This window comes from Gluconobacter roseus (genome assembly GCF_046058915.1).
Taxonomy (GTDB): domain Bacteria; phylum Pseudomonadota; class Alphaproteobacteria; order Acetobacterales; family Acetobacteraceae; genus Gluconobacter; species Gluconobacter roseus_A.
The window spans coordinates 472,926-493,394 of record NZ_CP175538.1 but is presented as its reverse complement, the minus strand read 5'-3'; the positions used below and the strand labels follow the sequence as shown (position 1 = coordinate 493,394).

The 20,469-nt window shown below is 59.7% G+C and carries 22 protein-coding genes and 1 pseudogene; 18 read left to right on the top strand and 5 right to left on the bottom strand.

Annotation, left to right across the window (positions count from 1 at the left end):
- The first annotated feature begins 4 nt into the window (after nt 1-4).
- The 9 genes and pseudogenes from ACJ2A4_RS02380 (at nt 5) to ACJ2A4_RS02340 (ending at nt 8,795) form a co-directional block, all read left to right on the top strand.
- Complete coding sequence (locus tag ACJ2A4_RS02380) at nt 5-1,156, top strand: dihydrodipicolinate synthase family protein (protein WP_408873459.1); 1,152 nt, start codon at nt 5-7, stop codon at nt 1,154-1,156.
- Nucleotides 1,156-1,569 (top strand): annotated as a pseudogene (locus ACJ2A4_RS02375) (sugar phosphate isomerase/epimerase family protein); the annotation flags it as partial. The gene ACJ2A4_RS02380 and the pseudogene ACJ2A4_RS02375, both read left to right, overlap by 1 nt.
- A gap of 14 nt (nt 1,570-1,583) precedes the next feature.
- Entirely contained in the window at nt 1,584-2,012 is a 429-nt protein-coding gene (locus tag ACJ2A4_RS02370) for a sugar phosphate isomerase/epimerase family protein (RefSeq protein WP_408874077.1), read from the top strand.
- Between the two features lie 14 nt (nt 2,013-2,026).
- On the top strand, nt 2,027-2,788 hold the full coding sequence (locus ACJ2A4_RS02365) for an electron transfer flavoprotein subunit beta/FixA family protein (protein WP_408873458.1): 762 nt from the start codon (nt 2,027-2,029) through the stop codon (nt 2,786-2,788).
- Nucleotides 2,788-3,714, top strand: coding sequence for an electron transfer flavoprotein subunit alpha/FixB family protein (locus tag ACJ2A4_RS02360; RefSeq protein ID WP_408873457.1), 927 nt, complete (start codon nt 2,788-2,790; stop codon nt 3,712-3,714). The genes ACJ2A4_RS02365 and ACJ2A4_RS02360 overlap by 1 nt, the downstream gene beginning before the upstream one ends.
- 43 nt (nt 3,715-3,757) lie before the next feature.
- Nucleotides 3,758-5,407 (top strand): 4Fe-4S dicluster domain-containing protein, encoded by a 1,650-nt coding sequence (locus tag ACJ2A4_RS02355; protein WP_408873456.1) that lies wholly within the window; start codon nt 3,758-3,760, stop codon nt 5,405-5,407.
- 108 nt (nt 5,408-5,515) lie between these two features.
- Entirely contained in the window at nt 5,516-6,916 is a 1,401-nt protein-coding gene (locus ACJ2A4_RS02350) for a sugar porter family MFS transporter (RefSeq protein WP_408873455.1), read from the top strand.
- A 68-nt stretch (nt 6,917-6,984) separates the two neighbouring features.
- Nucleotides 6,985-8,004: a type I glyceraldehyde-3-phosphate dehydrogenase gene (gene gap / locus ACJ2A4_RS02345; protein ID WP_408873454.1), complete on the top strand. Its 1,020-nt coding sequence runs from the start codon at nt 6,985-6,987 to the stop codon at nt 8,002-8,004.
- A gap of 95 nt (nt 8,005-8,099) precedes the next feature.
- Nucleotides 8,100-8,795: an NUDIX domain-containing protein gene (locus ACJ2A4_RS02340; protein WP_408873453.1), complete on the top strand. Its 696-nt coding sequence runs from the start codon at nt 8,100-8,102 to the stop codon at nt 8,793-8,795.
- Between the two features lie 24 nt (nt 8,796-8,819).
- Here the strand turns inward: ACJ2A4_RS02340 and ACJ2A4_RS02335 are convergent, their stop codons facing one another.
- On the bottom strand, nt 8,820-10,445 hold the full coding sequence (locus tag ACJ2A4_RS02335) for an inorganic phosphate transporter (RefSeq protein WP_408873452.1): 1,626 nt from the start codon (nt 10,443-10,445) through the stop codon (nt 8,820-8,822).
- Nucleotides 10,446-10,766: 321 nt separating this feature from the next.
- On the opposite strand from ACJ2A4_RS02335, the gene ACJ2A4_RS02330 reads away from it, so the two are divergent.
- The 9 genes from ACJ2A4_RS02330 (at nt 10,767) to ACJ2A4_RS02290 (ending at nt 16,215) form a co-directional block, all read left to right on the top strand.
- Nucleotides 10,767-11,288: a F0F1 ATP synthase subunit epsilon gene (locus tag ACJ2A4_RS02330; RefSeq protein ID WP_408873451.1), complete on the top strand. Its 522-nt coding sequence runs from the start codon at nt 10,767-10,769 to the stop codon at nt 11,286-11,288.
- Nucleotides 11,285-11,575 (top strand): AtpZ/AtpI family protein, encoded by a 291-nt coding sequence (locus tag ACJ2A4_RS02325; RefSeq protein ID WP_408873450.1) that lies wholly within the window; start codon nt 11,285-11,287, stop codon nt 11,573-11,575. The genes ACJ2A4_RS02330 and ACJ2A4_RS02325 overlap by 4 nt, the downstream gene beginning before the upstream one ends.
- A complete protein-coding gene (locus ACJ2A4_RS02320; RefSeq protein WP_408873449.1) occupies nt 11,568-11,882 on the top strand; it encodes an ATP synthase subunit I in 315 nt (104 codons plus the stop codon). The genes ACJ2A4_RS02325 and ACJ2A4_RS02320 overlap by 8 nt, the downstream gene beginning before the upstream one ends.
- Nucleotides 11,879-12,589 carry a F0F1 ATP synthase subunit A gene (locus tag ACJ2A4_RS02315; protein ID WP_408873448.1) on the top strand — a complete coding sequence of 237 codons (711 nt, stop codon included), beginning with the start codon at nt 11,879-11,881 and terminating at the stop codon, nt 12,587-12,589. Before ACJ2A4_RS02320 ends, ACJ2A4_RS02315 begins: the two co-directional genes overlap by 4 nt.
- A gap of 11 nt (nt 12,590-12,600) precedes the next feature.
- Nucleotides 12,601-12,831 carry a F0F1 ATP synthase subunit C gene (locus ACJ2A4_RS02310; RefSeq protein ID WP_408874076.1) on the top strand — a complete coding sequence of 77 codons (231 nt, stop codon included), beginning with the start codon at nt 12,601-12,603 and terminating at the stop codon, nt 12,829-12,831.
- Between the two features lie 4 nt (nt 12,832-12,835).
- Nucleotides 12,836-13,570: an ATP synthase F0 subunit B gene (locus ACJ2A4_RS02305; RefSeq protein ID WP_408873447.1), complete on the top strand. Its 735-nt coding sequence runs from the start codon at nt 12,836-12,838 to the stop codon at nt 13,568-13,570.
- Nucleotides 13,557-15,080 carry a F0F1 ATP synthase subunit alpha gene (locus tag ACJ2A4_RS02300; protein ID WP_408873446.1) on the top strand — a complete coding sequence of 508 codons (1,524 nt, stop codon included), beginning with the start codon at nt 13,557-13,559 and terminating at the stop codon, nt 15,078-15,080. The genes ACJ2A4_RS02305 and ACJ2A4_RS02300 overlap by 14 nt, the downstream gene beginning before the upstream one ends.
- Nucleotides 15,077-15,952 carry a F0F1 ATP synthase subunit gamma gene (locus tag ACJ2A4_RS02295; RefSeq protein ID WP_408873445.1) on the top strand — a complete coding sequence of 292 codons (876 nt, stop codon included), beginning with the start codon at nt 15,077-15,079 and terminating at the stop codon, nt 15,950-15,952. Before ACJ2A4_RS02300 ends, ACJ2A4_RS02295 begins: the two co-directional genes overlap by 4 nt.
- A 95-nt stretch (nt 15,953-16,047) precedes the next feature.
- Nucleotides 16,048-16,215, top strand: a complete 168-nt coding sequence (locus ACJ2A4_RS02290) for a hypothetical protein (RefSeq protein ID WP_165919968.1) — start codon at nt 16,048-16,050, stop codon at nt 16,213-16,215.
- Nucleotides 16,216-16,300: 85 nt separating this feature from the next.
- Here the strand turns inward: ACJ2A4_RS02290 and ACJ2A4_RS02285 are convergent, their stop codons facing one another.
- The 4 genes from ACJ2A4_RS02285 to ACJ2A4_RS02270 all read right to left on the bottom strand — a co-directional run bounded on the left by ACJ2A4_RS02285 (nt 16,301) and on the right by ACJ2A4_RS02270 (nt 20,444).
- Complete coding sequence (locus tag ACJ2A4_RS02285; protein WP_408874075.1) at nt 16,301-17,473, bottom strand: MFS transporter; 1,173 nt, start codon at nt 17,471-17,473, stop codon at nt 16,301-16,303.
- A 165-nt stretch (nt 17,474-17,638) separates the two neighbouring features.
- The gene (locus ACJ2A4_RS02280; protein WP_062508917.1) at nt 17,639-18,556 is read right to left on the bottom strand and encodes a DMT family transporter; all 918 of its coding nucleotides are present in this window, start codon (nt 18,554-18,556) and stop codon (nt 17,639-17,641) included.
- 164 nt (nt 18,557-18,720) lie between these two features.
- Nucleotides 18,721-19,488 carry a LamB/YcsF family protein gene (locus ACJ2A4_RS02275; RefSeq protein ID WP_408873444.1) on the bottom strand — a complete coding sequence of 256 codons (768 nt, stop codon included), beginning with the start codon at nt 19,486-19,488 and terminating at the stop codon, nt 18,721-18,723.
- The gene (locus tag ACJ2A4_RS02270) at nt 19,485-20,444 is read right to left on the bottom strand and encodes a biotin-dependent carboxyltransferase family protein (RefSeq protein ID WP_408874074.1); all 960 of its coding nucleotides are present in this window, start codon (nt 20,442-20,444) and stop codon (nt 19,485-19,487) included. The genes ACJ2A4_RS02275 and ACJ2A4_RS02270 overlap by 4 nt, the downstream gene beginning before the upstream one ends.
- Nucleotides 20,445-20,469: the final 25 nt, after the last annotated feature.

Below are 20,469 nucleotides of genomic sequence, written 5' to 3'. Positions count from 1 at the left end.
GGTCATGAAAATCATTCTTCCCGATGAAGCCGGCCGGAAGACGGACTATCACCTGATCGGAACACCAGCACCGACAGGAACACTGGGACGCAATCCGGCCCGCATCGTCTATTCCGCAGCCCATGTCGTCGCCAATCCCTACACGGCAAATGCTCCGTCCGGACCCGGCGCCATCGACTGGGACCGGACGATGGAGTTCCGCCGCTATCTCGCGGGTCTGGGGCTGGGCATTGCCGAAGCCATGGATACGGCCCAGCGCGGCATGGGGCTGGACTGGCCGATGGCGCTGGAACTGATCCGCCGGACGAAGGCGGAACTGCCGGACGCCGATGTGGTCAATGGCTGCGGAACCGATCATCTGGACCCGGCAAGCGCGCGGGACGTGGACACAGTCATCCGCGCCTATCTGGAACAGGTCGAAGCCATCCAGGCGGTTGGCGGCCGGATTATCCTGATGGCGAGCCGGGCACTCGCCCGGGTCGCGAAGGGACCGGAAGACTACCTGCGCGTCTACCGCGAAGTTCTTTCCGCCTGTGATGAACCGGTCGTCCTGCACTGGCTGGGCGAAGCGTTCGACCCTGCTTTGGCCGGATACTGGGGCACGAACAGCTTCGATCAGGCGCTGGAAACTGTACTTGAGATGATCGGGCAGAACGTCTCCAAGGTGGACGGCATCAAGATTTCCCTTCTGGACAAGGAAAAGGAAATCCGGATGCGCCGTCTGCTTCCGGCCGGCGTGAAAATGTATACCGGGGACGACTTCAACTATCCGGAACTGATCGAAGGCGACGAGCAGGGCTTCAGCCATGCGCTTCTGGGCGTGTTCGATCCGCTGGCGCCGCTGGCCGCTTATGCGGTGAGCAAACTCGGTGAAGGCGACAAAGCCGCTTTCCGCGCGGCGCTGGATCCCACGGTTCCGCTGGCCCGGGTGATCTTCAAGGCGCCGACCCAGTATTACAAAACGGGTGTCGTGTTTCTGGCCTGGCTGAACGGCTTTCAGGATCACTTCATCATGCTGGGTGGTGCGCAGTCCATGCGGCCGCTGCCGTATTTCACGGAGATCTTCCGGCTGGCAGATGGCTGCGGCCTGCTCCGTAATCCGGAACTGGCCGTCCGGCGCATGAAGTCGCTTCTGTCGCTCTATGGAGCCGACTGATGCGCGACTTCACCCACGATCATTCCGCGCTGGCCCTGAATACCGCGACCCTTGGCCATAACATGCCGGGGGCAGGGGCCGGATGGTCCGCCGAACGGACGATCGATGCCTGTGCCGAGCGCGGCATCTGCGGCATCGTCTTCTGGCGTCCGGAACTTCAGGGCCGGGCTTCGGCCATCGGGCAGTACGCCCGGCAGGCCGGAGTGGAAGTCGTGGGGCTGTGCCGATCGCCGTTTCTTGTGGGGCCTCTCGCACCACACGGACGGCAGGCGGTCGTGGACGATTTCCGCCGCTCCATCGACGAGACCGCCGATTTGGGAGGAAAGATCCTGACCATCGTGGTGGGGGGCGTCGAGCCCGGCACCAAGGGGGTGAGGGAGAGCCTCGATATCGTCATAGACCGTCTGTCGGCAGTGCTGGACTACGCATCCGAACGGGGCGTCAAGCTGGCTCTGGAGCCGCTGCATCCGATGTATGGGGGGACCGCTCCTGCCTGCCGACACTGCGCGATGCCCTGGATATCTGCGACATCCTCAATTGCGACACGCTGGGTGTGGCGGTCGATGTCTATCACGTGTGGTGGGACACTGATCTTCCGCGCCAGCTTGAGCGGGCAGGGACGCGCATTATGGGGTTCCATCTGTGTGACTGGCTGGTTCCCACGACGGATTTTCTTCTGGATCGCGGGATGATGGGGGACGGCGTGGCAGACCTGAAAGGCCTGCGCGCGGGGGTGGAACGCGCGGGATATGACGGGTTCTGCGAAGTCGAGATTTTTTCTGCAAACAACTGGTGGAAGCGCGATCCGGCCGAAGTGCTGGATGTGATGATACAGCGCTTCCGCGATATCTGCTGAGAACGGAGAGTATCATGAAGATCCTCGTCCCTGTGAAACGGGTCGTTGACTACAACGTCCGCATCCGCGTCCGGCCGGATGGGTCTGGCGTCGATCTGGCGAACGTCAAGATGTCCATGAACCCCTTTGACGAAATCGCGGTCGAAGAGGCCATTCGTCTCAAGGAAAAGGGCGTGGCGACCGAAGTGGTCGTCGTTTCCATCGGTGTCGCGCAGGCAAAAGACGCGCTGCGGACTGCTCTTGCGATGGGCGCGGACCGGGCCATTCTCGTGACGGCAACCGACGATGTGAATGTCGATCTGGAACCGCTTTCGGTGGCGCGGATCCTGAGCAAGGTCGTGGCAAACGAACAGCCTGGCCTCGTGATTGCGGGCAAGCAGGCGATCGACAATGACATGAATGCAACCGGCCAGATGCTCGCCGCCCTGCTGGGCTGGGGGCAGGGCACGTTCGCCTCTTCTGTTACGGTCGAAGACGGTTCGGCTCTGGTCACACGTGAAGTCGATGGCGGTCTTCAGACCATCAAACTGAAGCTTCCGGCCGTGGTGACGACGGATCTGCGTCTCAACGAGCCCCGCTATGTGGCGCTGCCTAACATCATGAAAGCCAAGAAGAAACCGCTTGAAGAAGTGTCGCTTGCGCAACTCGGGGTCGATGTCCGCCCGCGTCTCACGGTTCTCAAAACGGTCGAGCCTCCGCAGCGCCCTGCCGGCGTAAAGGTTGGGTCCGTCGATGAGCTGGTTTCGAAACTGAAGAATGAAGCAGGAGTCCTCTGATGTCTGTTCTGCTACTTGCCGAAGTCAATGACGGCCGCTTGGGCACGGATACTGTCGCCAAGGCCCTGACGGCGGTTGCCACGCTGGGTGACGTGCACGTTCTCGTCACGGGCCAAAACTGCGCGGCCGCGGCCGACGAGGCGGCAAAGCTGGCAGGCGTGTCGAAGGTTCTTCTGGCGGATGATGCGTCGCTAGCGCATGGCCTTGCCGAGCCTGTCAGCGCGCTGATTGTCTCGCTGGCCAAGGACTATAGCCACATCTCGGCTGGCGCGACGGCGTTTTCCAAGAACGTTCTGCCGCGTGTTGCTGCACTACTGGATGTGATGGTCCTGTCCGAGGTGACGGCCGTTCAGGACGCGGACACGTTCGAGCGGCCGATTTACGCAGGCAATGCGATCCAGACGATCCGCTCCTCTGATCCGGTGAAGGTCTTCACGGTCCGCACGGCGGCGTTCACGGCGGCGCAGGATGGTGGAAGTGCCGCTGTCGAAGCCGTCACTGTCCCGGCCGATCCCGGCCTGTCGCAGTGGATCGAGGACAAGACGGTCGCCTCCGAGCGTCCGGGCCTGACATCGGCAAAGATCATCGTCTCCGGTGGCCGCGGTATCGGATCGAAAGAGAATTTCAACACAATAACGACCCTTGCAGACAAGCTCGGCGGGGCGGTTGGTGCCAGCCGTGCAGCCGTTGATGCCGGGTATGCGCCCAATGACTGGCAGGTCGGGCAGACCGGCAAGGTCGTGGCGCCGGATCTTTACCTCGCGGTCGGCATCTCGGGCGCCATCCAGCACCTCGCGGGCATGAAAAACTCCCGCATCATCGTGGCGATCAACAAGGACGAGGACGCGCCAATCTTCCAGGTTGCCGATTACGGTCTGGTCGGGGACCTGTTCACCATCCTGCCCGAACTGACAGCAAAGATCTGACCATGCGCAGCCTCGAGATTACCTTCGGACAGGAAGAAAAGTCATGACGGCCATTGAACGCGAAAGCATGGATTATGACGTCGTCATCGTCGGTGCCGGGCCGGCAGGCCTGTCCGCTGCCATCCGTCTCAAACAGCTTGACCCGGACCTGTCCGTCGTCGTGCTGGACAAGGGATCCGAGGTGGGCGCCCACATCCTCTCCGGCGCGATCATTGATCCTTGCGCACTTAATGTCCTGCTGCCGAAATGGCGGGAAATGAACGCGCCGATCACCGTGCCGGTGGAGACGGACAGCTTCTATGTTCTGGGCGAGAAGGGACAGACACGTCTGCCCAACTGGCTCATGCCGCCCTTCATGAACAATCACGGCAACTACATCGTCTCGTTGGGAAATGTCTGTCGCTGGCTGGCCGAAACGGCGGAAGGGCTGGGCGTGGAAATCTTTCCCGGTATGGGGGCCAGTGAGCTTGTCTATGGCGAGAAGGGCGAGATCCGGGGCGTAGTGGCCGGCGAGTTCGGGCGGAATGCGGATGGAACGCCGGGCGAGAATTATGAACCGGGCATGATCCTGGCAGGAAAGTACGTGCTGATTGCCGAGGGTGCGCGAGGCTCTTTAGCGCTCCAGATCATGCGGCATTATGGCCTGTCGGATGGCAGGGATCCGCAGAAATTCGGGATTGGCCTGAAGGAAATCTGGGAAGTGGACCCGGCCCGGCACAAACCCGGCACGGTCGTTCACACGATGGGTTGGCCTTTGGGACGCAATGCGGGTGGTGGTGCGTTCATCTATCATCTCGACAACAATCAGGTCTGCGTCGGGTTTGTCGTGCATCTGAGCTACGAAAATCCCTATCTCGACCCGTATCGTGAGTTCCAGCGTTTTAAGCATCATCCGCTGATGGCGAGTCTGCTGGAAGGCGGAAAGCGGATCGCCTATGGCGCCCGCGCCATTTCCGAAGGGGGGTGGCAGTCCATTCCGAAAGCCGTTTTCCCCGGTGGTGCGCTGCTGGGGTGTTCCGCAGGACTGGTGAATGTTCCGCGGATCAAGGGCAGCCATAACGCCATCTATTCGGGGATGCATGCGGCAGAGGCCGCTCATTCGGCGATCCGGAATGGCCGGAGCGGTGATGAACTCACGGCCTATGACACTGCACTGAGGGACGGGCCCGTGGGCCGGGATCTCAAGCTTGTCCGCAACGTCAAACCGCTCTGGGAAAAATACGGCCTCGCGGGTGGGATCGTGCTGGGTGGTCTTGATATGTGGACGGCGTCTCTGACCGGAGCGCCTTTGTTCGGGACAATGCATCATCACAAGACGGATGCGGCGGCGACGGGGAAGGCGGCGGATTTTTCCCCGATTGCCTATCCCAAGCCGGATGGAAAGCTCAGCTTCGACCGGACGACCAATGTGGCGTTTTCATTCACCAATCACCATGAGAACCAGCCCTGTCATCTGAAACTCAGAAACGCTGAAATTCCGATCACGGTAAATTTGCCGGTCTATGCCGAGCCTGCGCAGCGTTACTGCCCGGCCGGGGTTTACGAGATTGTCGAGGATGCGGGGAAGCCACGCTTTCAGATCAATTTCCAGAACTGCGTGCATTGCAAGACCTGCGACATCAAGGATCCGTCACAGAACATCGTCTGGACGCCGCCGCAGGGCGGGGACGGACCGAATTACCCGAATATGTGAGTTCCAAAGACCAGATCAAAGTAACGGCATCCATGCAGAACTCGGAATCCATGGCTGCCGAAGTGTTTCTTCCGATCACAGAAGAAGACCAAGAAAAGGAACACGGTTATGAGTGACGTTGGCGTCGTAGAGAGCGTTCCGCGCGTTTCACTCAACGGCAGAAGTGCCCTGGTAGCCACTCTGGCTGCGGTGGCAGGTCTGATGTTCGGGCTGGATCTGGGTGTCATATCCGGAGCGCTGAAATTCATCGGTATCGAGTTTCAGGTCAATGATTTCGGCAAGGAGTGCATTGTCTCCGGCATGATGGTCGGAGCAGCGCTCGGGGCCCTGTTTGGTGGGCGGCTGTCCTATATTCTGGGCCGCAAAAAACTGCTGATCATCTCGGCACTGCTCTTCATCTCCGGATCGGCGCTCTGCGCACTGGCCCCGTCCGTTCCGGTCCTGATCGCGGGCCGTGTGGTCCTCGGACTGGCGATCGGCGTCGCGAGCTTTACCGCTCCACTTTACATCTCGGAAATTGCGCACCAGCAGCATCGCGGGGCCCTGATTTCCGTCTATCAGCTCATGATTACGGTGGGCATTCTAGTCGCGTTCATCTCCGATGCGATCCTGGCTTATTCGGGGTCTTGGCGCTGGATGCTGGGGATCGTGGGCGTTCCGGGTGTTCTGTTCCTGATCGGCGTCCTGTTCCTGCCGGACAGCCCGCGCTGGCTGGTTCTGCGAGGGCGGCATGATGAGGCGTTCGATGTCCTGCACGGCCTGCGCGGCAATGACACGCATGCACGGGACGAGATCGTCGAAATCCGCGATCAGCTCGCACAGGCCGATGGCGGCTATACGCTTTTCAAGAGAAACCCGAACTTCCGTCGCGCGGTCTATCTGGGTGTGGCCCTTCAGGCGATCCAGCAGTTCACCGGCGTCAACGTGGTTATGTACTACGCGCCGCATATCTTCGAGATGGCCGGTTTCGGCACCAGTGCCGCCCTGTGGGGCACGGTGATCGTGGGCTTGGTCAATGTGCTCTCCACGTTCATCGCCATCGGATATGTGGATCGCTGGGGCCGGCGGCCCATGCTGATCGCGGGCTTCATCATGATGGCGCTCGGCATGTTTACGGTCGGAATCCTGCTGTATTTCGGGACGGGCAACAGCGATCTGGCGCGCTACGCGGCTGTTGCGATGCTGCTGTGCTTCATCGTCGGGTTTGCATTTTCTGCCGGGCCGCTGGTGTGGATCCTGTGCTCCGAAGTGCAGCCCATGAAGGGGCGTGACTTCGGCATCGGATGCTCGACCTTCACCAACTGGGGCACCAACATGATCGTTGGTCTGACCTTCCTTTCGCTTCTGACGACACTGGGAAGTGCCCAGACCTTCTGGCTCTACGCCCTGCTCAATCTCATTTTCATTTTCGTGACGATGAAGTTCGTGCCGGAAACCCGTGGCGTATCGCTTGAGCAGATCGAGCGGAATCTCATGGCCGGTAAGCCCCTCAATCGTATCGGCCTGTAAGCGCAGGCCTCCCCCTCATTCACAAAAGGACAGGCCCTGACATCGGGGCATCAAACGGAGACGGTATCGTGGCAGTCAAGATCGGGATCAATGGATTTGGACGTATCGGGCGTGTGACCTTGAGAAGCATTATCGAGAGCGGACGGACCGACATTGTTCCCGTTGTCATCAATGGTCCGGGGAGCGTCGAGGACAAGATCCATATGTTTGTTTATGACAGCATCCATGGAAGGTTTCCGGGTAAGGTCGAGCTTGAGGGAGACCAGCTGACGATCCATGCGCAGGGTCGGACCTACGGCCCGATCCGCATTTCCTCGGAGCGTGATCCTGCTGACATTCATCTGGATGATGTGGACGTTGTCATGGAGTGCTCTGGCCTTTTTACGTCAAAAGAGGCCGTAGCGCCTCTTCTGCAGGCAGGCGCGCGGAAAGTTCTCATTTCCGCGCCGGCCAGCGATGTGGATGCGACGATCGTGTACGGCGTCAATAACGATGCTCTCAAACCGGACATGACGGTTGTCTCAAACGGTTCATGCACGACCAACTGTCTGGCGCCGCTGGTCAAGGTGGCAGACGAGGCGTTCGGTGTGGAATGCGGTTACATGCTGACGGTTCATTCCTATACCGGCGACCAGCAGATCGTGGATCGCAGGCATCGTGACCTGCGGCGGGCGCGGGCAGGGGGTCTGAACATGGTTCCGACCTCGACCGGTGCTGCAAAGGCCATCGGTCTGGTTCTGCCGCATCTCAAGGGGAGGCTTGTCGGATCGTCGCTTCGCGTTCCGACACCGAATGTCTCGATGGTGGCGCTGGATTTTCTGCCCACGCGTGCGCCGGCCTCGGTCGATGAGATCAATGCTGTTTTTCATGATGCCGCTGCAGGAGCGCTGGCAGGGATTCTGGATTACAGCGATGGCATGCTGGTCAGCAGCGATTTCAATCACAGTGCGGCCTCGTCCAGTTTCGATGCCACACAGACCGCGCTCATCCATAATGGAGAGATGGTCCATATCTGCAGCTGGTACGATAATGAATGGGGCTTCTCGAACAGGATGATCGATACGGCTGTTCTTATGGGAACCCTGTAAAGACCTGACCGGTTCTGTCTGTCAGAGGAATTGCCCTGTCGGAGATAAAGGAGACATGCCCCTTAATCTTCCGCAGGGAAAGACAGGGGACGGTCATGACGATACAGGATATTCCGGTTCAGTTTGCTGAGACGATTTCTGGGGAAAACCAGCAGAAAGTTCTGAACGCCAGACTGTTTTCAGAGTGGGTTAGCAAGACCCGGACGCATTTTGACCTTCACTCCGTCTTTGTTCGTGATGTGCTGATGTTCGGCTCGCGCGTCGGGTTTGTTATTGTTGAAGCCGATGCCTGGAATAACGGCGCGAAGATGCCATGCTTTGCCGTTCTGCGGGATGCGACAGTCTCCATCATGCCGGTTGTCAGCGTAAAGGAAGCGCCTGCTGAGAAATACGTTATTCTGGTGCGGGAAGCGCGGCTTCCGGCGGGGCAGATGGTGACAGCGCTTCCCGCTGGCGTGATTGATGATGAGACCGCTGAAATTGCTGCCATCCGCGAATTGCAGGAAGAGACGGGGCTGCACCTGAAGGTCAGCAAGCCATACAGTCTGCGCGAAACGCCCGTGCTTCTGTCTCCCGGCGGGAGCAGCGAGGAAATGATGCTTTATGCGGTCGATATTGTCCTTGGCCGGGCCGAGCTCAGGGACCTGATTGATCGCAAAGGCGGGCTGGCCAATGAGCACGAGCATACGACGGTCTGCATCGTGTCGCTGGACGAGATGCCGCGCCATACACCCAATGCACATTGTCTCCTGAGCTGGCATCTTTACCAGCAGCATCGTGCGGATATGTAATCCGCACGATGTGTTCAGGTCTGCTCAGAAGATCTGACGGAACAGGACGTAAAGCAGTCCCGCAATCGCCATGGCGGCGGGCAGGGTGGTGACCCAAGCGAGCGCCATGGAGCGTAGTGTGGAAAACTGAACGCCGGAGCCATTGGCCGCCATCGTCCCGGCGACACCGCTGGACAGGATATGCGTTGTAGAGACGGGCAGACCATAGCCTTCAGCCAGACCAATGGTCGTCATGGCCACGATTTCAGCCGATGCGCCCTCGGCATAGGTCATGTGCGTCTTGCCGATCTTCTCGCCGACCGTCACGACGATGCGCTTCCATCCGACCATCGTGCCAAGTCCCAGAGCGATGGCGACGGAAACCTTGACCCAGAGCGGGATGAAGCGGGTGCCGTGATACAGCTCGGACTGGAAAGATTTCAGGGACTTCTTTTCCGCCGGGGTGAAGCCCTCGGTCTCTCCCATGACGCGGATGGCATCTGCGACCAGATACATGTCCGTACGGACGTTCGGCACAGCTGCGGCAGGAACGGCCTTCATGGAACCATAGGTCTTGACCGAAGTGGAGATGTCGTTGCTGAGAACGGCCAGCGCATCATAGGTTTCGGGAGACGCGATGGACTTGGCGCGCAGACCCGCACCGACAATATCACGCGCATTCTCTGCGGTCAGTGAGCTTACAGGGCTCGGCGCGTGCGTCAGGAAAATCTTCTCCGCTTCGGCGGAGGACTGGATGAAGGCCGGCATGGCGCTCTCCGGCATCGCCCGGTTCAGCGCATAGGCCGTGGGGGCCGCACCGATCAGGATCAGCATGATCAGACCCATGCCCTTCTGTCCGTCATTGCCACCATGCGAGAAAGAAACACCGGTGCAGGTGAAGATCAGCAGCGCACGGATCCACAGCGGCGGCGGGGTGTCACCCTCGGGAGCCTGATAGAGTGCCTTGTTACGGACCAGAAGCTTCATGACGAGCAGCAGCAGCCCGGCCATGACGAACCCGCAGATCGGGCTGAACAGCAGTGAGGAAAAGACTTTCTCGACCTGCCCCCAGTCTACGCCCTGCGTGGCGGCACCGGTCGGTGACATCAGCTGGTTGGCCAGACCGACACCCATGATCGAGCCGACGAGCGCGTGGGACGAGCTGTTGGGAATACCGAAAGCCCAGGTGACGAGGTTCCAGACGATGGCTGCGATCAGCAGGGCGAAGATCATGGCATAGCCCGCGCGGCTTCCGGCCTGGAGGATCAGTTCCACCGGCAGAAGCGTCACGATGCTGTAGGCCACCGCTCCCGTCGAGAGCGAGACTCCGAGAAAGTTCCAGAACCCGGACCAGATGACGGCGACGAGTGGCGGCAGGCTTCGCGTATAGATGACCGTCGCAACAGCATTCGCCGTATCATGAAAGCCATTTACGAACTCGAAGGCGAGGGCGATGACCAGGGCAATGCCGAGCATCACGAATGTTCCTGTCGCCAGCGCCCCTTCGCCGACCGAATGCATGTCGTGCAGGATGCTGAACGCCGCAAACCCCAGCGCGCCGATCAGCACAATGAAGAAAAGCGCAACATGAAGAGGCTTGTTGCCCCCGCTCATGTCCGGCCGTGACGGGGACTGGAGCTCCGTTGAGGAGCCTAGGGTCATATCAGACATCACTGATCCATGGATTGTTTACCTTTTTTAAATTTATGGGCGTCGGGATGTGGATGCGACCATTGAAACATGACTGTTTTGCGACAGGACACATTGGACGGAATATGCGTTTTCGTAGCGTTATTTGCTGTCCTCATAGCGGCTACTGCGCGCTTTCCGCGTTATAGGAATGGAGATGCTTCCGGCACTTCTGTTGTTATGTTTTCATGACTCCGATCACTTTTGCCGCGTAAATGTCGACTGATGCCCCGAGCGGGTTTATTGAGATCAGGTGAGGGGCCGCTCCCTGTTCCGTGAGCGGAGCACTCCGAAGGAGGGCACATGAACCTGCAACCGGCCGTTCTGTCCGAACCCGAAGCCGTGGCGCCGCAGGGCGAGATCATCGCGGTGCGTGAAGCGGTGGTGGATGTGCGTTTCCCTGCAGGTCATCTTCCCGAAATCAATTCAGCCCTGACCGTCGTCGTGGACGAACCCGAAGTCCTGTCGGTCCGGGCGGAAGATGAAAGCGGTGGTTTCGGCATCCTGCAGGGACATGCAGATCTGGTTTCCAGCATTTTGCCGTCTGTTATCCTCTGGAAAGGCAAGGGTGGTGTTCCGCATTACTGTGCCGTGCGTCAGGGTGTCCTGACCGTGGCGAACAGGGGCAGCATGGTCGAGATCGCGACACGTGAAGCGGTACGCGGCGATGATCTTGAAACGCTCAGAACCCTTGTTCATCAGCATTACGCAGCACTTGATGATGCCCGCAGGAATGCGAATGTCGAGGCTGTCCGTCTCCAGCTTGATGCGGCCCAGCGGATTGCAAAGGGTCTGTGGTCCGAAGCGGGAGATCTGTTCCAGTGAACGATGATCAGTCCCGGGCCGACGAGATGGACACGGCCATCCGCCGGCACATTCAGCGCCAGAAAACCTGGGAGACGGATGGAAGCGTCAATGTCTCGCAGCATCTTGGCCGGATCGGGGTGCTGGGCTGGACGATCATCACGCCGCCCCTCGCTGGCCTGCTTGTCGGACGCTGGCTGGATCATCGGACGGGATCTGGGGTTGCCTTTTCAGCGGCCCTGCTTCTTGCGGGATTTGCGGTCGGCGGCTGGAGCGCCTGGAAATGGATGAGTCATCCCCATGCCTGAAAAAGAAATCATCATATCAATCGGCTGGCTGCTGGCGGGACTTGCCGCAGGCAGTGTTCATGTGGCGGCGCTCTGGATCAATGTCCAGTTCCTGATGCGTCCGGGAAAACGTCCCGTGGCGCTCGTGATGCTGCTGGGCCGCTTTCTTCTGCTGGGCGCGGTCCTCTTCGTTGCGGCCTGGAATGGCACGGCCGCGTTCCTGTGGGCGACCTGCGGTGTGCTGGTCGCACGCCCCCTTGTTCTCCGATTGATGAAGGACCGTGTTGGGCCGGAAGTGGCGATGGGCGAGGAGGGACATCTGCGATGATGTCCCCACTCTCAAGCCGTATCCTGTTTCACGTCGGCCCGGTCCCCGTCACGCAGCCGGTGGTCACGACCTGGGGGATCATGGCCGTACTGACGATTGGCGCCGCCTGTGCCTCCCGTTCATTGACGTCCGGCGTACCGGGCCGGCTCCAAACGGCTTTTGAACTGGGCGTGACTGCGCTTGACGGTCAGATCCGCGAAACCATGCGCACGGAGCCTGCGCCATACAGGGGGTTCGTCGGGACGCTCTTCCTCTTCATTCTCGTCGCCAACTGGTCTTCGCTTGTCCCGGGCGTACAGCCGCCTACGGCCATTCTGGCGACGGATGCGGCGCTGGCGATCATCGTCTTTGTGGCGATCATCATTTTCGGGATCCGCTCGGGTGGCGTCCGCGGATATCTGCGCAGTTTTCTGTGGCCCAGTGTTGTCATGATCCCGCTCAACCTGATCGGCACCGTGACACGGACGTTCTCGCTCATGGTGCGCCTGTTCGGAAACATCATGGCGGGCGTCTTTATTATCGGGATCGTTCTGTCCCTGGCCGGGCTACTCGTTCCTATTCCCCTCATGGCGCTTGATCTGCTGACCGGGGCTGTTCAGGCTTATATTTTCGCCGTCCTCGCCATGGTCTTCATTGCCGGCGTGCTGACCCGACCGGCCGTACCTGCCGCGTCCCAATCCATTGAAAATACAGGATCCCGCTCATGAACTGACTCGCTCTGGCAAGTATCGTCTCGGCCGCGATGGCGGTGTCATTTGGCTCCATAGGGCCTGCCCTTGCAGAAGGGCGCGCGGTTGCAGCGGCCATGGACGCCATCGCGCGCCAGCCGGAATCAGCGGGAACCATTTCCCGGACGCTGTTCGTGGGGCTGGCGATGATCGAGACCATGGCGATCTACTGTCTGGTCATCGCCCTGCTTCTGCTCTTTGCCAATCCGCTGCTGAAGTAGTCCGGTGACTGTCGACTGGTGGACAATCGGCCTGCAGGTCATCAATGTCAGCGTCCTGATCTGGCTGCTTTTCAGAGTTTTCTGGCGCCCGATCAGCGCTGTCATTTCCAGACGCCAGCAGGAAATCGCGGCCCGGTTTGCGCAGGTCGCGGACGGGCAGAAGCAGCTTGAGGCCGATCGTGCGGCCGTGCAGAAGGCGCGTGACGGGTTTGACGAGGAACGGACCCGCATTATCGCAAAAGCCCGGCAGGACGCGGAAAGCGAACGCGCTGCCATTCTGGCAAAGGCGCAGCAGGATGCCTCGGCGCTTCAGGCCGGAGCCAGGCAGAGCATCGCCCAGGAGGAAGCCGATAGCAGGGCGCGCTGGCGTGGTGATGCGGCCGCGCTGGCCTGCGACATTGCCGGACAGCTTCTGAAAGAAACAGGCTCCTCCGGCGTGGCGCGCAAAGCCCTTTTCGACAAACTCCTGACAGCGATTGCGGCGCTGCCTGACCGGGAGCGGACGGGCCTGCGCGACGGGTTTGCGTTTGTTTCTGCATCTCCGCCCGCTCCGGATGACCAGGGGGCGTATGAAACGGCTCTCATATCCGCGGTTGGTGGGCATCCATCCATCACATGGACGACCGATCCTGCGCTCGTAGAAGGATTTGCGGTGAAAACGCCCTATCTCACCGTGGCTTCGAACTGGCAGGCCGACCTCGTCCGGATCAGGGAGGCCCTGTCTCATGCCGGAAACTGATCAGGCCGCCAGCTGGCTGGCATCCGCCCGTTCAAGCCTGGGACAGGTCGATGCCGGACCGCAGACGGACCGGACGGGAAGGGTGGAAGATATCGGGGACGGAATTGCCCTTGTTTCCGGTCTTCCTGATGCAAAGCTGGACGAACTGCTGTCTTTCGGAAACGGTCGCTACGGTTTCGTGCACGGACTTGAAGAAGACATCATCAGCTGCATCCTGCTCAACAATGAAGGCACGATCGAGGCCGGGGATGCCGTAGAGGGGACTTCCAGCGTCGTGAGTGTCCCCGTGGGGCCGGGGCTTCTGGGACGTGTTCTGGATCCGCTTGGGCGCCCGCTGGATGGCAGGGGGGATGTGGAGGCAGAGACCCAGTTCCCGGTCGAGCGTCCCGCTCCTGCCATCATAGACCGCGAGCTCGTGACCGAACCCGTTCAGACAGGGACGCTTGCGATCGATACGCTTTTTCCCATCGGGCGCGGGCAGCGCGAACTCATTGTTGGCGATCGGGCAACGGGCAAGACCACGATTGCCGTTGATACCATCCTGGCCCAGAAATCCAGTGATATGATCTGCATCTATGTTGTCATAGGGCAGAAGACGTCCAGCGTTCAGCGCGTGATCGACACCATCCGCAAGCGGGGCAATCCCGATCACTGCATCATCGTGGTGGCGCGTCCGGCCGAAGCTCCCGGCCTGTGCTGGATCGCACCTTTTGCCGCCATGAGCATGGCCGAATATTTCCGGGACCGTGGTCAGCATGCCCTTATTGTCATCGACGATCTTTCCAAACATGCCGCAACACATCGGGAGGTTTCCCTGCTTACCGGGCGTCCTCCGGGGCGTGAGGCCTATCCGGGAGATATTTTTTACGTACATGCCCGCCTGCTTGAGCGCGCTGCGAAGCTCTCGGCAGAAAAAGGCGGTGGGTCGCTGACGGCCCTGCCGGTTGCGGAGACAGAAGCGGGCAATCTCAGTGCCTATATCCCGACGAACCTGATCTCCATCACCGACGGCCAGATCGTCCTGAACCGCACGCTGTTTGACCAGGGACAGAAGCCGGCCGTCGATGTGGGTGTCAGCGTCAGTCGTGTTGGCAGCGCTGCGCAGGCGCCGGTGCTGCGGGCCTCGGTGGGGACATTGCGGCTGGATTATGCGCAGTTCATCGAACTTGAAGCGTTCACGCGCTTCGGCGGTCTGCCGGATACACATGTCCGGCAGCAACTGGTCCGCGGTGCGCGTATCCGGGCCATCCTCCGCCAAGGGCCGCATGCACCACTGGACCTCCTGCAGGAAGTCGCGCTTGTGACAGCGTCGCAGAACGGCCTTCTGGACGCCGTACCAGAAAAGGAAATCCGCAATATCCAGAGCGGTCTGGGCGATTATCTGCGGACCAATGAAGCCGATCTTGTGAAAGTCATAGAAAGCGGCAATGCGCTCCCACCAGAGCAGAAAACGCGCTTTCTGGCCTCCCTGCATCACTATATCGACACCCGGACCTCAGCGGTCTCATGAGCGGGCGGTTACAGGAGGTCACGGCCCGGATCGGGAATGTCAGGGAACTGGGCGGGATCGTGGACTCGATGCGGAATCTGGCCACCGTACGGGTGCAGCAGGCTCGCAGGGCCGCGGTGGCAGTCGAGACTTACGCGGAAACGATCGAGGACGCGCTGCTCCGGATTGCTCCTCTGCTGCCCGCTGATCGGCCCCTGCCGGCTTCGAAACAGGCAGGTAGCGCGGGCGCAGTTGTTTTTTGCGCCGAGCAGGGGTTTGCGGGGCTGTTCAGTGAACATGTCCTTGATGCTCTTCGGGACGACGAAAAAGAGCATGTTTTTCTGATCGGGACACGCGGCAATGCCATTGCCCGTGTCAGAGGACTGGCACCCAAATGGACTGCACCAGCGGTGCAGAATCCGGGTGCAGTGCCAGAGTTAGCTGACAGCATCACAAAAGAAATCGGACGGCAGGTCGTCCTTGGCCATCTCGTGCGTGTCACGATAATCGTCTGTCAGTCATCAGAGCAGGAAAAGGCGAGGGTCATCCGCCTGCCGCTTTTCCCATTCGATCCGGCCGCCTTGGGAAAAAGCGAGGGCTGTGCTGCGCCTCCGCTTCTGAATGTCGCGCCTGAAAAGCTAATGCCTGAGCTGGTGTCGGATTACATGTTCTCCCAGCTCTGTCTTGCGGCGTTGCAGTCTTTCAAAGCGGAAAACCAGGCCCGCAGCGAACGGATGACGGCCGCGCATCACGAGATCACACGTCAGCTCAAATCCCTGGAGCAGCTTCAGAGAACGGTGCGGCAGGAAGAAATCACATCGGAAATCATCGAACTCGTGTCCGGTCCGACGCTGGCAAAACTCAAACGCTTCAACCGTCATTCCCGAGCCTGACAGGACTCTGCATCTCCATCTGTTCCATAAAGGGAACTGAATGCGGGAAAGGCCGTTTCATCAGGCCTAACAGAGTTTTTTTAAGGATCGTCCGTATGCGTAAATCAATCCTGCTTCTGCTGGCTCTCTCAGTATCCTGCGTTACCCTGACGGCATGTGAGCATCACCGGACCTTCGGGGAAAAGGTTCGCGATACGGTAGATCCGCCGAAGGGCCCGGTTGAGCGCGCCGGTCGCTCCGTCGATCGTTCACTCGGAAACTGAAGTCTTCTGACGGAAAATGGCCTGCATTCTGCTGACAACAGGCAGAATGCAGGCCGTTTCGTCTTTCTGGCGGTTTCAGATTTGGCTATGTGCGATGCATTGAGATCGGCGCCCGGACCAGCAGAAGCGAAAGCAGACCCGCGACAATCAGCGCGGCCGAGCACATATACCAGGCCATATCAAAACGGCCCGTATAGGACACGATGTATCCTGTGACGATCGGGGCAAACAGGCCCAGAGAATTGCTGCAGGTCAGGGTGACGCCGGTTACCGTTCCGATCTTGTCTCCGTCTTCGATCAGATCCGTCAGCAGCGCTGTGTTGGCCCCGTTTGCGGCGATCAGACAGGCAAGCGAGCCTCCGAGGATCAGGAGGATTGGCGTCATGGTATGGAAATGCGGGAGAAAGCCGATTGTGGCAGCGCCTGCAAGGCAGATGGCTACGATAAACCGGCGATAAGGCGGGTGAATACCGTTGCGGAAGGTAATGTGTTCAAGAACACGCCCGATAATAACAGCTCCGAGTGCTGCGGACAGGTAGCAGAGCGCCGTTCGCGTTCCTGTTCCTGTAATATCGATATGAAGTTCGTGGATAAGGTAAAGTGGCATCCAGGACATGACCAGAAAGTTGAGATAATTCTGGGTGCACTGGACAACAAGAATGCCCAGAAAAGACGGGGAACGAAAAAGGTTTCGGGCGGCAGTAAATGAGAAAGGAGCGCGGGCAGGGGCGTCGGCTTTCTCAGCCGGGGCACGATAGACCTTCCACCAGATCGCGGCCCAGATCAGCCCGATGATACCAAGCGCCATAAACTCGAAGCGCCAGCCGAACAGGTCAATCAGATAGGCCCCGGCGATCGTGCCGCCAGCCAGACCAAGCTGCATGCCGGTGAGCAGGACCGTCATGACGGAGCCGCGCTCTTTCGGAAGCGCCCAGTTGCGGACGACAGTGGCGCCGACACCGAAAGTCGGGGCTTCACCAACGCCAAGCAGAACGCGGGTCATTAGGAACTGCGTGATGTTGTGAACCATTCCGCCCAGAAGCATGGCAAAAGACCAGAGCGAGACGGCCAGACTGCCGATCAGGCGTGCTCCCTTTCGGTCCAGAAGCATGGTCGAGGACAGATTCAGCAGGAAATACGACCACAGGAAGCTTGACGAGACCCATCCCATCTGTACCGGAGAAAGCGTGAATTCCTTGCCCAGCGTGGGAAGGGCGATGGAGAGCGCCGCGCGGTCGCCATAGCTGATGACATACATCAGGAAGACAAGAAAAAAGAATATGTAGCGAGACGGAACGTTACGTTTCCGGGATATGGAGGTTGTGGCCTGGGCTGTTGTCACGCTGCCGTTCTCCGGGAATTTCTGTCGTTTCGGACGAGATCTGAAATCAGGACTTGATGAAAAGAGAAGCCGGACGAGTGGTCAGGAGCCCTCGGCCGCTTCGACTGTTGCGGTTACTGTTGTCTTTGCTTTCGAAGCCCGGTCATGACGCAGCATCCAGATGCCGGATCCGATGATCAGAAGCGCACCCAGAGCCATGGCAGCACTTGGAACTTCGCCAAAGCCAAACCAGCCGATGATCGCGGCCCAGAGCAGACCCGTATAGGCAAAGGGTCCGATGGCCGAGACCTGCGTGGAGGCAAAAGCCTCGGTCTGGAGAACCTGTGCAATACCTGCAAAGGCTCCCACAACCACCAGGCACAGCGCGTCCTGCCAGCCGGGCGTGACCCAGATGAATGGGAGTGGGGCTGCGGTCATGACCGTCATGAGAATGGCCTGCCAGAGCGAGATGGTCGTACTGGCTTCCGTGGCCGAGAGCTGGCGGATCTGCATGGTCGTCAGCGCACCGACGGCACCTTGGGCCAGCGCAAGCAGATAGATAACGGTGGAGACGGACGTTGCGTCCGTGTTGAGCAGCCCTTTCCCGAGAGCGACCACCACGACGCCGGCAAATCCGATCAGGACTGCAATCCAGCGCTGCAGGGACGGACGCTCGTGCAGCAGCGGGATCGAGAGCAGAACCAGAAACAGGGGCTGTGTGTAGGAAAGGACCTGCTGTTCCGCCAGTGGCAGACGCGTCACCGTGATGACGACCATGATCATGCTGATCAGGCCGACGACTGAGCGGATGAGATGACCGCCGAAGTGATGCGTCTTGAGAATAATCCCCGTTCTGGAAGCAATCAGAAGAACAAAGGGAAGCGAAAACAGGTTGCGGAAGAATATGATTTCAAGAGCAGGAAGTCGCGAGCCTGTCAGCTTTTGCAATGCATTCAGGGCTGCAACGAAAAATGTGGCTGAAGCCAGAAGCACTGCACCGCGTTTCAGATCATGCTTCATTTCAACTCATACCCCGATGCACGATACTGACGCAGCAGTGCTTTGATAACAGGCCCGAAACTGATGCAGGAATGATCTCCTGCTACGTTATGAAAACGTAATGCATGTTTGCGAAATCCGGCTATAGGAACTTCCGGCGGCGTAATAAGAATTTCTTATGGCTGTCAGTCATGCAGCTTGAAGGCTGGCGTCAGGACGGCACCGGTCGCTTCAATTTCCGAGCGAATGGCCTTGGCCAGCTCCAGCGATCCCGGAGTATCGCTGTGTACCAGAATGGACTGCGCGTTTACTTCAAGCCGGGAACCGACCGAGGTCGTGACGGAGCCGTCCTCAAGGAACTGCCTGACACGTTCCCGGACGGCATCAAGATCGTGGATGACGGCACCGGGCTGACCGCGCGGCACAAGGGTACCGAGGCTTGTATAGGCGCGATCTGCGAGGAACAGGGTCTGGGCGCGGATGCCAGCTTTGTCTGCCGCACGCTCGGTGAGCTGTCCGGGCATGCAGAACACCGTCAGTTCCCTGTCCAGAGCCGCAATGGCGCGCGCAAGCCGCAATGCGAGGCCCTCATCAGCATTGGCCATATTCCCGAAGGCGGCATGGTAGCTGACATGGGTCACGCGATGAACATGCAGGGCGGCAACGGCCTGAAGTGCTCCGATCTGGTAGACCATCATGGCTTCCATATCGGCATCCGAGATGGACATGGCGCGGCGACCAAAGCCTATGAGATCGGGCAGGCCCGGATGTGCGCCAATCCCGACGCCCTTTTCCTTGGCGAGCTGAACGGTCCGGTTCATGATCGCGTAGTCACCGGCATGGAAGCCGCAGGCCACGTTTGCGGACGAGATGACATCCATCAGACCGTCATCATCCGCGATCCGCCAGCGACCAAAGCCTTCGCCCATATCGGAATTGAGATCGATCTTCATGCTTTGCCTCCGGATTTGACGCCGTTTCGTGACTGACAGGACGCGCGGTAATGGGCCACCATCAGGCGCAGGTCATCAAGGTAGTGGCTGATTGGCTGTTCGGCTTCAACACCGGCCTCGTGGCTGCACTCCACAAAGCGGATGGCTGTCCCGATCCGGGCTTGGCCCAGGCGCCAGAGGTCGGCTTCGATAACGGTTGCGATCCGCGGATAGCCGCCTGCGGTGTTGGCGTCTGCGAGCTGAACGATGGGTTCGCCGGCTGGCGGAACCTGCACGATCCCCGGAATGATGCCGTAGGAACGCAGTTCAACCCGATCATGCAAAGTCAGAGGCGCGCCGCTGAGGCGATAACCGACACGGTTGCTCTGCGGCGTGATCCGCCAGGGGTGGTTCCAGAAACGCTCGCGGGACTCCTCCGTGAAACGGGCATAATCCGTTCCGGGGATTGCGCGCAGGAGCACGGTTTTTTCTTCGCACGGTCCTGTATCAAGGATGCGGGCAGGGGGGACCGCGCCGTAGCCGGAGAGATGTCCCGTTTCAGGCTGCGTTACAAGCTCGTCCCCGGCTTCCAGAAACCGTCCTTCAACGCCACCGAAGCTGCCCCGGAGCTGCGTACTGCGTGAGCCGAGCACAACGGGCACGTCAATACCGCCGCTCACACAGATATAGCCACGGGCACCCTTTTTCGGGACGCCAACCTGAAGGACCTGTCCGGGAGCAGCAGTCTCGACAGACCAGGCAAGAACAGGCTTGCCGTCCAAGGTCAGCGGCGCATCAATGCCCGTGACGGCAAAACTGGTCGGTGTCTCGAACCGGATGACAAACGGGTAGGTCTGAAGCTCGATGCAGGCGGCACCCGGTTCATTGCCTAGAAGAATGTTCCCGATTTTCAGGGCCAGGGGGTCCATGACGCCCGAACTGCCGACACCGAGATTCCGATATCCCGGGCGTCCCAGATCCTAAATCGTATTCAGGGGCGCG